At 37.7% G+C, this 13,332-nt stretch carries 9 protein-coding genes and 1 pseudogene; 3 read left to right on the top strand and 7 right to left on the bottom strand.

All coding sequences use genetic code 11. The features are described 5' to 3' along the window. Positions 1-19 precede the first annotated feature (19 nt). The 5 genes and pseudogenes from D7D53_RS01135 to D7D53_RS01115 all read right to left on the bottom strand — a co-directional run bounded on the left by D7D53_RS01135 (position 20) and on the right by D7D53_RS01115 (position 6,058). Positions 20-1,747 (bottom strand): restriction endonuclease subunit S, encoded by a 1,728-nt coding sequence (locus tag D7D53_RS01135; RefSeq protein ID WP_120769864.1) that lies wholly within the window; start codon positions 1,745-1,747, stop codon positions 20-22. Between the two features lie 11 nt (positions 1,748-1,758). Beyond that, the gene (locus tag D7D53_RS01130) at positions 1,759-2,634 is read right to left on the bottom strand and encodes an Abi family protein (RefSeq protein ID WP_120769863.1); all 876 of its coding nucleotides are present in this window, start codon (positions 2,632-2,634) and stop codon (positions 1,759-1,761) included. Between the two features lie 78 nt (positions 2,635-2,712). Continuing rightward, positions 2,713-3,076, bottom strand: a pseudogene (locus tag D7D53_RS01125) (cell filamentation protein Fic); the annotation flags it as partial. Beyond that, entirely contained in the window at positions 3,066-4,637 is a 1,572-nt protein-coding gene (locus D7D53_RS01120; RefSeq protein WP_120769862.1) for a type I restriction-modification system subunit M, read from the bottom strand. The pseudogene D7D53_RS01125 and the gene D7D53_RS01120, both read right to left, overlap by 11 nt. Before the next feature lie 107 nt (positions 4,638-4,744). Beyond that, positions 4,745-6,058: a reverse transcriptase domain-containing protein gene (locus D7D53_RS01115; protein ID WP_162927859.1), complete on the bottom strand. Its 1,314-nt coding sequence runs from the start codon at positions 6,056-6,058 to the stop codon at positions 4,745-4,747. Positions 6,059-6,944: 886 nt separating this feature from the next. Here D7D53_RS01115 and D7D53_RS01105 point away from each other — a divergent pair. After that, complete coding sequence (locus tag D7D53_RS01105) at positions 6,945-7,562, top strand: TVP38/TMEM64 family protein (protein ID WP_000076168.1); 618 nt, start codon at positions 6,945-6,947, stop codon at positions 7,560-7,562. Between the two features lie 42 nt (positions 7,563-7,604). On the opposite strand, the gene scrK is transcribed toward D7D53_RS01105, so the two are convergent. Both scrK and D7D53_RS01095 read right to left on the bottom strand, forming a co-directional pair. After that, on the bottom strand, positions 7,605-8,492 hold the full coding sequence (gene scrK / locus D7D53_RS01100) for a fructokinase ScrK (protein WP_033685440.1): 888 nt from the start codon (positions 8,490-8,492) through the stop codon (positions 7,605-7,607). Between the two features lie 148 nt (positions 8,493-8,640). After that, positions 8,641-10,527, bottom strand: coding sequence for a sucrose-specific PTS transporter subunit IIBC (locus D7D53_RS01095; protein WP_023948466.1), 1,887 nt, complete (start codon positions 10,525-10,527; stop codon positions 8,641-8,643). Between the two features lie 379 nt (positions 10,528-10,906). On the opposite strand from D7D53_RS01095, the gene D7D53_RS01080 reads away from it, so the two are divergent. Further along, positions 10,907-12,361, top strand: coding sequence for a sucrose-6-phosphate hydrolase (locus D7D53_RS01080; protein WP_033685441.1), 1,455 nt, complete (start codon positions 10,907-10,909; stop codon positions 12,359-12,361). After that, positions 12,342-13,307: a LacI family DNA-binding transcriptional regulator gene (locus D7D53_RS01075; RefSeq protein ID WP_000226006.1), complete on the top strand. Its 966-nt coding sequence runs from the start codon at positions 12,342-12,344 to the stop codon at positions 13,305-13,307. Before D7D53_RS01080 ends, D7D53_RS01075 begins: the two co-directional genes overlap by 20 nt. The last annotated feature ends 25 nt before the right edge of the window (positions 13,308-13,332 follow it).

Here is a 13,332-nt window from a genome sequence, read left to right as displayed (position 1 = left end):
CTCAAAATGATTAAAGAATTTATCTAGTAAAGTTTAATAATTGTTCTCTCCAGTATTCATACTGTTTCTGTCTTAGTTCGATTTCTTTTGGAAGGCCCTCAGAAAGAGAGTTGGTTAAAGTATTGAAATTGTCAAGGGTAGAGACGATTCTTACTTGTTCAGTAAGAGATGGTAAGTAGAACGTTACTTTATCAATAATATCCTTAGACAATCTAGGAATACTAGCCTTTCGAACCTGTGATTTGAGTCTATCTTGCTTACTTAACAAGACATAGTACATAAATTTATCAGAAATATTATCTGACGTCTCTAACGTGTAGACATCATCTGCTGCCCAAAAGTCCACAGTGCTATACCCAATTTCACCAGCCGCCCCTGCACAAATTACAAAGCTAGTATTTTTCACTCTGTTTGATTCGGTATAATATCCTAAGGGGGCCAAACTATTTTGATAAACTGGAACACTTCCTGAAGTAGTTAGTTGCTTTCTAACAAGTCGTTTCCCACGTTGCAAATTGACAACTTGTCCCACCTTCACTCGAATTGGCCCAAATACCCACTGTAAAAGCTTGATAATAGCGGAGTTGTCCCACTCCTCTACTCTACTCTCAGTGTACTCGCCTTCGGCGACGAATGTCAAGAGTTTTTCTCTAAAATATTCATACTGTTTTTGTCGAAGTTCAATCTCTTTGGGCAGTCCGATGTTGAGGGCATTACAAACCTTGTCAAAATTGTCCAGAACTTGAACAATACGAGACTGGATTTCGAGAGAAGGGACTGGGATTTTGAATTTTTCAGTATCATTACTAGAAATTTGTGGCATCTGCATATTATTAGCGATGTTTTGAAAATGTTCTTTATTATGAACTAAGTAATGATAAATATATCTTAAATTGATATTTTCATTGTCTGAACTGTATGACCAAAATTCATTTTTAAAACTAAATGGTTTTGTACAATATTCAAAATCAATAATCCCGCGAGATTTTACAATAATTGCTTCTTCAGTATGAATATCTTTATCAGGAATATCTCCATAGTTCACATCAGCGTAAGTCTTTCCTCCTGCGAAGATACGGATTGGTGCACCATCTTTGTGAAGTAGTTTCATCTGACCAGCTGTAATTTTAGTCCCTTTTCCTTTTTTTAGACACTCACTTAACATCTTCCACTCAACCTGATAAACTTCATCCTCAAAGGATAAGAGTTTATCTCGATAATAAGAATATTGCTTTTTACGTGAGGTCAATTCTGAGGTCAATTCTGAGGTCAATTCTGTAACATACTCAGTCATTTTGTCAAGTTTTTGCACGATTTTTTCTTGAATTTCTAACGGAGGAATAGGGATGGAAATTCTTGAAACATCCTTAGGATACACGTGTGGTACTCCTGATCCTTTTTTTAGACTAAAAAGTATTCCTTGTTTTTCAAGGAGATAATGGTATAAATACTTTGTACTTAACATTTTATCAAATGGTTTAATAGAAAAAGCATCTGATACAAATATCGGTTCATTCCAATACATCACAAAACCTGCATATGCACCACTACCTGCAACAGTTATTGTTTCACCTTCTCTGTTAAAGTCTCCATGGAAGTATGCAGGCTTCTGACCTCCAGAAATAACTGGATAAGGTCCATCAGTAGCTGTTTTAGAGGTAATTGTTTTTCCACGTTTTAGAAATACCACTTCCCCTAAATCTTTCCACTCAACAGGACAGTTTTGGATTTCCTCTAGGATGTTCATATTATACTTCCTCATTTCTTTAGTACTTTTTCCCACTCCTCTACAAATCCAATATGATGCAGATGAATTACTGCTTGATAACGTTTAATGAGTGCTGACAATTCACCTAGAAATCCTTCATTCCATTTTTTCTTATCAGGATGGAGGCTTTTAACCGCATAAAGTTGTGCCATTAGTCTATTTTTCAATTTACTATTTTCGTTCATGAAAGTAGGGAGTTGACCAGGGACCTTTGTGAAGCTTGTATAATATAAACGATTATAGTGGGCACAGTAATTTCTTAGAACCACTGCAACTTCTAGATAGGTTCTAACTTGAGTAGACTTTATACCAACATTTTTAGCAATATCTTTCTGGATATCTATCGGAGAATCTGCAAAAAATTTCGAAGTCATTCCAAAAGTAAAAAATTCTACTAAAACCCAGATAGGAAATTCTCCATCATATTTTCGGTGGTGATGCTTATAAATAGGGCTTTTCTTCCTATGTTCCAACTCCTTTTCAACATTTCCTAAAAATTCATTATGTTTATGAAATTTATTAAAAGCAGTCGCTTCTTTATAAGCTAAAGCTCCGTATTTATTTCCATGATGATAGGCGACTTGAGTCCTAAAATACAACTCAATGTCCTCTAAATACTTGAAAATAAGCAAACGTAACTCTGAATCAAAACAAGCAATTCCATAAATTTTCTCCAAAGAAACCTTGCTGGAATCATACTTCTGCGTCTCTTTGTCACGAAAAGGTAAAAAATAAGCAGTTAGCCGATAATAATTAACCTTTTGTAAAATATCAATCGCATACTCATTTGATTTGATATCTTTACATCCGTGCTCAATTAATTTGGCCACCTGCTCATCCCAAGTTTTAAATTCTTTAATTTTCATAGTAACTTCCGTATAAAAAAATGTCCGCCTTGTCACATCAAAGAGAGGTGGGCGGTCCTATTAATTCTATTATACCGTTTTTAACAGATAATTCAAGGATTTTTTACTATTTTTGGAATTATTTTCAATATTTTCAATATAGTATACACGGTAGCCAATCGCTAAAATCATATCGAGATTATAGTAGGCGACTTTTTTTGACTGAGTTTTACCAGCCATTGCACCATGAAGCAGTGGTTGTCAACTGATAGTTGACAACCACTGCTTCATCCAACTCACCATCTTCAAAAATAGCCTTAATATGTTTACTAATATTTTGCTTGGAAGTTTGAAAGAGCTCAGCTAGTTCTTGTTGAGTCAGCCAAACCGTTCCATTATCCAAGTGGAGTTCAATAGCTGACTCACCATCATCTGTTCGATAGAGAATCACATCATTTGCCATAGCTCAGCTCCTCGACAATCTTATCTATCTCTGCACGCAAGTGGTCAATCTTAGTAACGGTCTCAGCTATTTCTTTATTAAGCACATCAATATCAATCTTCTCACGTGTATCTTCTTGTTCGACATAGGTTGAAACAGATAGGTTATAATTCTGCTCTGAACCAATCACATCATTATCAACAAGAGCAGATTTATAGTCAACATTTTGATAATTAGAGAATAATTCAACTATATGTTCGATATTGCTACCCGTCAAAACATTGTTGTTAGTCTCTTTTTTGAATTCCTTACTCGCATCGATAAAGAGCGTTTTGTTCTCTAGTTTATTTTTTGCCAAAACCAAGATAGTCGTTGCGATAGAAGTTCCAAAGAAGAGATTGTCTGGAAGGGAAATCACTGCTTCAACAAAGTTGTTATCTACTAGATACTGACGAATGGTCTTTTCAGCTCCTCCACGATAGAAAATTCCTGGAAAACATACAATAGCTGCTCGACCTTTATTGGATAAGTGATTTAGACTATGCATGATAAAGGCAAAGTCAGCTTTTGATTTAGGAGCTAGCTTACCAGCTGGAGCAAAGCGGTCATCATTTATTAGAGTTGGATCTCCATCTCCCACCCATTTGACAGAATACGGAGGGTTAGAAACGATAGCATCAAATGGCTTTTCTTCTAAATGCTGAGGATTTAAAAGGGTATCTCCTCGCTTAATATCAAAGTTATTGTAGTTGATATTGTGCAAGAACATATTCATACGAGCCAAGTTATAGTTGGTCATGTTAATTTCTTGACCAAAGAATCCATCTTCTAGAATATGGTCTTCATATTGTTTTTTCATTTGAAGAAGGAGAGAGCCTGAACCACATGTTGGGTCATAGACCTTGTTAATCTTGTCCTTGCCGACCATCACTAGACGAGCTAGTAGTTTAGAGACTGTCTGAGGTGTGAAAAATTCACCCCCACTTTTTCCTGCATTACTTGCATAGTTGGAAATCAAGAACTCATAAGCATCCCCAAAAGCATCAATGTCATTTTCCTCAAAGTTACCAAAGTTAATGCTATTGATACCATTTAGGATATCAGATAGGCGCTTATTTTTTTCTGGAACAGTCCCACCAAGGATGTTGCTTCTTGTATCCAAGTTATCAAACAGACCTTTGATATCATCTTCTGATTTGAAGCCAATCGCTGACTTCTCAATAGCTTGAAAAATATTGGCCAATTCTTCGTTTAAATTTTCATTTTGTGAAGCATCCTTGACTACATTTTCAAATAGTTGACTCGGAAGGATAAAGAATCCCTTATCCTCAACTGTCCCTGGTTTAAAATCTTGCTCAGCTTCTTGGTCACTCAATTCAGCATAACGGAATTCTAGATCCCCAGCCTCATGCTCAGCGCGGTCAAAATAATCAGCCATATGCTCTGAAATAAAGCGATAGAAAAGGATTCCTAAAATGTATTGTTTAAAATCCCAACCATCTACAGCTCCTCGAACATCGTCCGCAATCGACCAAATCTTACGATGCAGTTCCTTGCGTTCTGCATTTTCTTTACTTGCCATTTTCACTTCCCTAATTCAATGCATTATCCTTTATATTTTATCATATTTTAAGAAAAAGCACTTAAACCAAGAATAAAAGTGCGTCCTAAAAGTTAGACAGAAAAAATCTAACTTTTGGGATGCAGTACAGAAGAGCGAGTGATGTTCATTTTAGAGTGAATCCTATATCCTAATGCTTTTTCAATTTTTTTCTTTCTATTTTTTAATTGTGATAACATTAGATTAGAAGTATTTGGACTAATTTTATCAAATATTTCCTGGGATCTCTGAGCATATTTTATAAAATTACTAGGATATTTTTTTGATTTTCCAAAATCAGTATACAACGAGTAAATTTTGTGACGATTTGGTAGCTTCTTTAATCCTTTCTTTCTTTGAATACATTTAGATTTGTATATCAATTTTCTACCTTCACGGTAAAATTTATAGATACTCTTTTCACGAATTTTGACATTATTACCATCAAATCGAAAACCTAAATAATCTATACCATTTACTTTGTTGTGTTCATCCAATACCACATTATCATTAATAAAAAATTTTTTATTTTTATCAGTCTGTAAATGAATTTTATTTTCATCTGATAGTTCTTTTAATAAATTTGTAATCTCCTCTACAAAATTATTTCCATACCTAGAATACAGTTTTTCAACATCTAATACAATTATAAAATCATCAGAATATCTTTGATAAAAACCATCAAATTCTTTTGAAAGTTCAGCTAAGCTCCTATCAAAATCAATAGCATAGATATTAGCAAGAACTCCACTTAATGAATTTCCTTGAGGGATTCCAAAAATATTTTTGTTTAATTTGCATTTATTATATTTTTGAAATTTTCTAAAATCACCTATACTTCGAAAATAACTAACATCATTTTTCAGTACCAAAGAATCATCAGAAAAATCTAAAGTACTTTTTTCAATAAAGGCAAATTTAGTTAGTGATTTATATATGTTATACCAATCACTGGGTAATTGTTGAACTTTTAATACTCTCTGCAATCTATCCTTTAATAATTTGTGATCCAATGTATCAAAAAACTTTTCAAAATCACCAATAATTACCAAAGCATTGTCTTGCTTCTCTATAAAAGAAATCGCCTCCGCAGCAAAATTTATACTACTTTGATGTTGTTTATTCGTACGATATGCCACCGAGAAGAAATTTAATTCATTATCCTCCATCCACTCATTGTAGCAAATATTTAGTAATTCAGAGTAATATTTATATATCAAACCATCTAAATGGCCTGCATACATTAGAGGACGAATTTTAAACTTTACAGGTCTACCATCAATATCACTAAACTCATAACCAACGTACTTAGAATTTTTCCGCTCATAACGCAAAAAAGGAAGAAAGCTATGACGAGCAACTTTCTCTGGGTCTGTAATATAATCTATTACCCTATCAATCATTATCCTTTTATCAATATGACGATATTTCTTACACTTATACGATTTGAAATTTATTTTTTCCATAAAACAAAAGGAGCAATATTAGCAATAGGTCGGTATTCCTATAATAAAAGCTAATATTGCACACTTATTAATTTATTTTATAATACCGAATACCAAATTAGTCACGAATGTTAGAACGATTTCTTCAAAGAAATCCATCAGTAGTCCCTCCGATTCTGTAAACTGGTTGATTTGACTAAGAGTCGAACGTAGACGAGGACGTTGTCTAAGTTCGAATCCAAACTGCCGACCGAGGCAGATTGCAACGATAATCAAAATTAACATCTTCTCACCTATATTAATTATAGCACAATTTGTAGCTTGTGAGCAAGCGTCTATCATTGTGACAGATAAATTCGACTTCCCATACGGCTAAACCTATGGACAACTTTATTTTACCATTTAAAAAAACGAAGTCAAGTAATAATTAATTCCATATCTAACTATATTTAGCGATTATTTCAGAACTGATTAATATTAAAATTAACTAACGATTCGAAGGATTCATACTGGACATAAACTTCGTCCATCAGATAGAGACCCTTACTATTTTTAGATTTTAACTTTTCTAGCCTTAGAATACATATAAACTTTAGTAAATACGACTATTCGAAAGCTCGAAGACCTCAAAACTTTCTCATATAAGCTATTCGAAACGTAATTTACTTATAAATTTATGTAATTACACTTATTCTAAACCTAGAATACATGTAAACTTTAGGAAAGAGATCTATTCTAAGTCTCGAAGGCCTATTCACTATCCATTCCTCATCAAAAAGACTCATTCCCCCTTTCTCCTCCAAAATATGGTATAATAGAATTATACTATCTATGAGGAGTTTACATGTCACAGGATAAACAAATGAAAGCTGTTTCTCCCCTTCTACAGCAAGTTATCAACATCTCATCGATTGTCGGTGGGGTTGGGAGTTTGATTTTCTGTATTTGGGCTTATCAGGCTGGGATTTTACAGTCTAAGGAAACCCTCTCTGCCTTTATCCAGCAGGCAGGTATCTGGGGGCCACCTCTCTTTATCTTTTTACAGATTTTACAGACGGTCGTCCCTATCATTCCAGGAGCCTTGACCTCTGTCGCTGGCGTCTTTATCTACGGCCACATCATCGGTACAATCTACAACTATATCGGCATCGTGATTGGCTGTGCCATTATCTTTTATCTGGTGCGCCTCTATGGGGCTGCCTTTGTCCAGTCTGTCGTCAGCAAGCGTACCTATGACAAGTATATCGGCTGGTTGGATAAGGGCAATCGTTTTGACCGTTTCTTTATTTTTATGATGATTTGGCCCATTAGTCCAGCTGACTTTCTCTGTATGCTGGCTGCCCTGACCAAGATGAGCTTCAAGCGCTATATGACCATCATCATTCTGACCAAGCCCTTTACCCTCGTGGTTTATACCTACGGTCTGACCTATATTATCGACTTTTTCTGGCAAATGCTTTGACACGTAAAAAATCCGTTTGGTTTCCCAAGCGGATTTTGTGCTTTATTTTGAAACTTCTTTTGCAAGAACAAAGTTCCCAAGTGTGGCAGAACCATTTCCTGCGACTGCTGGCGTCACGATGTAATCACGCACGTCTGGTACTGGTAGGTAACCATTGAGAAGAGCTGTGAATTTCTCACGGACACGGTCCAGCATGTGTTGTTGAGCCATGACTCCACCACCAAAGACGATTACGTCTGGGCGGAAAGTCACTGTAGCATTAACCGCAGCCTGAGCGATATAATAGGCTTGAACATCCCAGACAGAGCTGTTGAGTTCAATGTTTTCACCACGAATACCTGTACGAGCTTCTAGACTTGGACCAGCCGCAAAACCTTCCAAACATCCTTTGTGGAATGGACAAACACCGTTGAATTCTTTTTCAATATCCATTGGGTGTTTAGCCACATAGTAGTGACCCATTTCAGGGTGACCCACACCACCAATAAACTCACCACGTTGGATGACACCGGCACCGATACCAGTACCGATTGTGTAGTAAACCAAGTTTTCGATACGACCGCCGGCATTGTTACGGGCAACCACTTCACCATAGGCAGAGCTGTTTACGTCTGTAGTGAAGTACATTGGCACGTTGAGGGCGCGACGAAGGGCACCAAGCAAGTCCACATTTGCCCAGTGAGGTTTTGGAGTCGTCGTGATAAAGCCATAAGTTTTTGAGTTTTTGTCAATATCAATCGGACCAAATGAACCAACTGCAAGACCAGCAAGGTTATCGAATTTTGAAAAGAACTCGATGGTTTTATCGATTGTTTCGATTGGAGTTGTTGTTGGAAATTGTGTTTTTTCTACAACGTTAAAGTTTTCATCACCGACAGCACAGACAAATTTTGTACCGCCCGCTTCCAAGCTTCCATATAATTTTGTCATGATAAACCTCTTGTTTTTATTTTCTTTATTATAGCATATTTCGAAAATCTAAGTTTCTCAATTTTTTAGATTTTCCTCTGTAAATCTTACCATTCAAGCAAAAACGAACAAACATGTCATTTGTTCGTTTTCATTTAGCTAGGAAAGATTAAGCTTTCACTTCGATCACAGCATCCCCCTTCGCAACTGAACCAGTTGCGACTGAATCTACTGAAGCGTAGTCAGCTGTATTTGTAACGATAACCATTGTTGTATCATCAAGTCCAGCTGCAGCGATTTTGTTTGAGTCAAATGTTCCAAGAACATCGCCAGCTTTAACCTTGTCACCTTGAGCAACTTTTGCTTCAAAACCTTCACCATTCATAGATACAGTGTCAATACCAACGTGGATCAAAACTTCAGCACCATCAGTTGTTTTCAAACCAAAAGCGTGTCCTGTTGGAAAGGCAATTGAAACTTCAGCATCAGCTGGTGCATATACCACACCTTGGCTAGGTTTCACAGCGATACCTTGTCCCATAGCTCCACTTGAGAATACTGGGTCATTAACATCAGCAAGAGCAACAACGTCACCAACGATAGGAGTTACAAGTGTTTCATTTTGAAGAGTTGCTGGAATGTTACCAGTTGTTTCTTCTTGGACCAAACGTTCTGTCTCTACTTCAGTAGCAACTTCTTTTTCATCCTCATAACCAAACATATAAGTAAGAGCGAAACCAAGAACGAATGATACAGCTACCATAAGAAGGTATTGTGCAAGTTGTCCGTTACCGATGTAAAGCATTGTACCAGGGATGACGGTGATACCATTACCAGTACCTGCAAGTCCAAGGATAGAAGCCAATCCACCACCGATTGCACCAGCAATCAATGAAAGGAAGAATGGTTTACGGAAACGCAAGTTAACCCCGAAAATAGCAGGCTCTGTAATACCTAGGAAGGCAGAAAGAGCAGCTGGGAAAGCAAGTGTTTTTAGTTTTGGATTTTTAGTTTTAACACCAACCGCAACAGTCGCAGCACCTTGAGCTGTCATAGCAGCTGTGATGATCGCGTTGAATGGGTTAGCATGGTCAGCAGCAAGCAATTGAACTTCAAGCAAGTTGAAAATGTGGTGCACACCTGACACGACAATCAATTGGTGAACCCCACCGATCAAGAAACCACCAAGACCAAATGGCAAGCTGAGGATCGCTTTTGTAGCGATAAGGATGTAGTTTTCAACGACGTGGAAGACCGGTCCAATGACAAAGAGTCCAAGGATAGACATGACCAAAAGTGTAACAAATGGCGTTACCAAGAGGTCAATGACATCTGGAACAACCTTGCGGACAGCTTTTTCAAATTTAGCTCCGACAACCCCGATGATGAAGGCTGGAAGAACAGAACCTTGCAAACCAACAACAGGGATGAAACCAAAGAAGTTCATAGCTGTTACTTCACCACCTGAAGCGACTGCCCAAGCGTTTGGAAGCGAGTCAGAAACAAGCATCATACCAAGAACGATACCAACGGCTGGATTTCCACCGAATACACGGAAGGTTGACCACACAACCAAACCTGGCAAGATGATAAAGGCTGTATCTGTCAAGATTTGCGTGTAAGTTGTCACGTCAGCTGGAAGTGTCATTCCAAGAGCAGTCAATAGACCACGTACACCCATGAAAAGACCTGTTGCTACGATAACTGGGATGATTGGAACGAAAACGTCACCGAAAGTACGGATAGCACGTTGGAACCAGTTCCCTTGTTTGGCAGCTTCTGCTTTCATATCATCTTTAGATGATGTTGGCAAACCAAGTGCAACAACTTCATCGTACATTTTGTTAACTGTACCTGTACCAAAGATGATTTGGTATTGACCTGAGTTAAAGAAAGCACCTTGAACTTTTTCCAAGTTCTCAATCACTTCTTTATTGATTTTTCCTTCATCTTTGACCATGACACGAAGACGAGTCGCACAGTGGGCAACACTGTTGACATTTTCACGTCCGCCCAAGGCATCGATGACTTTTTTTGCAATTTCCTGATTGTTCATTTGCAAAAATCTCCTTATATAAAATTTTGTTCTTGTTTGAAAGCGATTTTATCCGCCCTACGACTATTATTTTATCATGTTTTAGAAATATGTCAAGCGTTTTGCAGAAAAAATATTCTATCCACTTAGTAAGCATGCTTTAGATTGATTGATTTTGACTGTTTTATCAGGTATTCCTTGAAAAAATAAGTTTAAAATCTTATTTAAAAGGGTTTTGTTTCATTCTCTTTCATATTTTCTTGAAAAGTTGATTGATTTCCTGCATTTATTTTGTGACAAACGTTTGACAGTTTTTTCTTTTTTTTAACATAAAAGGCTTGCTTTTTTTTCCGAAAACGGTTACTATTAAAAGTGATAAGATTTTTGGAGGAATGAATGAATGAAATGGACAACTGAGCGTCGTTACAGACTTTATCAAGATTGGACGCAAGAAGAAATTCAACATATAAAAGAAAATATGGCACAATCTCCATGGCATACTCATTACCATGTTGAGCCAAAAACAGGACTCCTAAACGACCCAAATGGCTTTTCTTACTTTGATGGAAAGTGGATTGTTTTTTATCAGAACTTTCCTTTTGGTGCAGCCCATGGTTTGAAATCTTGGGTTCAATTGGAAAGTGAGGACTTGGTTCATTTCACAGAAACTGGAGTCAAAGTTTTGCCTGACACTCCATTAGATAGCCACGGTGCCTACTCTGGTTCTGCCATGCAGTTTGGCGATAACTTATTCCTATTTTATACAGGAAATGTCCGCGATGAAAATTGGATCCGTCACCCATACCAGATTGGGGCTTTGATGGATAAGGAAGGCAATATTACGAAGATTGACAAGATCTTAATTGACCAGCCGGCAGACTCTACAGACCACTTCCGCGATCCGCAAATTTTTAATTTTAAAGGTCAATACTATGCCATCGTCGGTGGACAAGATTTGGAGAAAAAAGGCTTCGTTCGTCTCTACAAAGCTATTGACAACGACTACACAAACTGGCAAGCTGTTGGCGACCTTGACTTTGCTAACGACCGCACTGCCTATATGATGGAATGCCCAAATCTGATCTTTGTAGGGGAGCAACCTGTCCTTCTTTACTGCCCACAAGGATTGGATAAGAAAGTTCTAGATTACGATAATATCTATCCAAATATGTATAAGATTGGGGCTTCCTTTGACCCTGAAAATGCCAAAATGGTAGATGTGTCTCAACTTCAAAACATGGACTATGGTTTCGAAGCCTATGCAACTCAAGCCTTCAACTCTCCTGATGGACGTGCTCTAGCTGTTAGCTGGCTTGGTTTGCCAGATGTTTCTTACCCTTCTGATCGTTTTGACCACCAAGGAACCTTCTCTTTGGTCAAAGAACTCACTATCAAAGACGGTAAACTCTACCAATACCCAGTCGCAGCTGTCAAGGACCTTCGTGCTTCTGAAGAAGCCTTCTCAAATCGTGCCCAAACCAATAACACTTACGAACTTGAACTCAACTTGGAAGCCAATAGCCAGAGCGAGATTGTCTTACTTGCTGATAAAGAAGGCAAGGGACTTTCAATCAACTTTGACCTTGTAAATGGTCAAGTGACAGTGGATCGTAGCCAAGCTGGTGAACAGTACGCTCAAGAATTTGGGACAACTCGTTCTTGCCCAATCGATAACCAGGCTACTACTGCTACAATCTTCATCGATAACTCTGTCTTTGAAATTTTCATCAATAAAGGAGAAAAAGTATTTTCTGGTCGTGTCTTCCCACATGCGGACCAAAATGGTATCCTGATCAAATCTGGAAACCCAACTGGAACTTACTATGAATTAGATTATGGTCGCAAAACTAACTGATGTCGCCAAACTTGCAGGCGTCAGCCCTACTACCGTTTCTCGGGTTATCAATAAAAAAGGCTATTTATCAGAGAAAACTATTCAAAAGGTCAATGAAGCCATGCGGGAATTGGGCTATAAACCCAACAACCTAGCTCGTAGTCTGCAAGGAAAATCGGCTAAATTAATCGGCTTGATTTTCCCAAATATTTCCAACGTTTTCTACGCAGAATTGATTGATAAGCTGGAACACCAACTCTTCAAAAATGGTTATAAGACCATCATCTGCAACAGTGAGCATGATTCTGAAAAAGAACGCGAGTACATCGAAATGCTGGAAGCCAATCAGGTGGACGGTATCATTTCTGGTAGTCACAACTTAGGAATTGAAGACTACAATCGTGTGACAGCACCGATTATTTCCTTTGACCGAAACCTATCGCCAGACATTCCAGTCGTTTCCTCTGACAACTACGCTGGTGGGGTTCTTGCTGCCCAGACCTTAGTCAAGACAGGCGCCCAGTCTATCATCATGATTACAGGAAATGACAATTCTAACTCGCCAACTGGACTACGCCACGCTGGCTTTGCATCTGTTCTCCCCAAAGCACCTATTATCAATGTTTCCAGTGACTTTTCTCCTGTCAGAAAAGAAATGGAAATCAAGAATATCTTGACTCGACAAAAGCCAGATGCCATTTTTGCTTCAGATGATTTGACAGCTATTCTGGTCATTAAAATTGCTCAAGAACTAGGCATTTCTGTTCCTGAAGAGCTCAAAGTCATCGGCTACGATGGGACCTATTTTATCGAGAACTACTACCCTCATTTGACAACAATTAAGCAACCTTTGCAAGAGATTGCCTGCCTCACTGTTGATCTTCTCTTGCAGAAGATCGAAGGTAAGGAAGTTGCGACAACAGGCTACTTCTTACCAGTTACCCTATTACCTGGAAAAAGTATTTAATACTCAATGAAAATCAAATTCAAAC

The organism is Streptococcus gwangjuense, from assembly GCF_003627155.1.
Classification (GTDB): domain Bacteria; phylum Bacillota; class Bacilli; order Lactobacillales; family Streptococcaceae; genus Streptococcus; species Streptococcus gwangjuensis.
Note: the sequence above shows the minus strand (reverse complement) of the source record. Positions and strands in the feature narration are given on the sequence as shown.

What these genes read in the sequence shown, in the direction of transcription:
- scrK (WP_033685440.1), bottom strand. Translation starts at nt 8,492, where the DNA reads ATGACAAAATTATATGGAAGCTTGGAAGCGGGCGGTACAAAATTTGTC.
- D7D53_RS01135 (WP_120769864.1), bottom strand. Translation starts at nt 1,747, where the DNA reads ATGAACATCCTAGAGGAAATCCAAAACTGTCCTGTTGAGTGGAAAGAT.
- D7D53_RS01120 (WP_120769862.1), bottom strand. Translation starts at nt 4,637, where the DNA reads ATGGCAAGTAAAGAAAATGCAGAACGCAAGGAACTGCATCGTAAGATT.
- D7D53_RS01075 (WP_000226006.1), top strand. Translation starts at nt 12,342, where the DNA reads ATGGTCGCAAAACTAACTGATGTCGCCAAACTTGCAGGCGTCAGCCCT.
- D7D53_RS01080 (WP_033685441.1), top strand. Translation starts at nt 10,907, where the DNA reads ATGAAATGGACAACTGAGCGTCGTTACAGACTTTATCAAGATTGGACG.
- D7D53_RS01130 (WP_120769863.1), bottom strand. Translation starts at nt 2,634, where the DNA reads ATGAAAATTAAAGAATTTAAAACTTGGGATGAGCAGGTGGCCAAATTA.
- D7D53_RS01115 (WP_162927859.1), bottom strand. Translation starts at nt 6,058, where the DNA reads ATGATTGATAGGGTAATAGATTATATTACAGACCCAGAGAAAGTTGCT.
- D7D53_RS01095 (WP_023948466.1), bottom strand. Translation starts at nt 10,527, where the DNA reads ATGAACAATCAGGAAATTGCAAAAAAAGTCATCGATGCCTTGGGCGGA.
- D7D53_RS01105 (WP_000076168.1), top strand. Translation starts at nt 6,945, where the DNA reads ATGTCACAGGATAAACAAATGAAAGCTGTTTCTCCCCTTCTACAGCAA.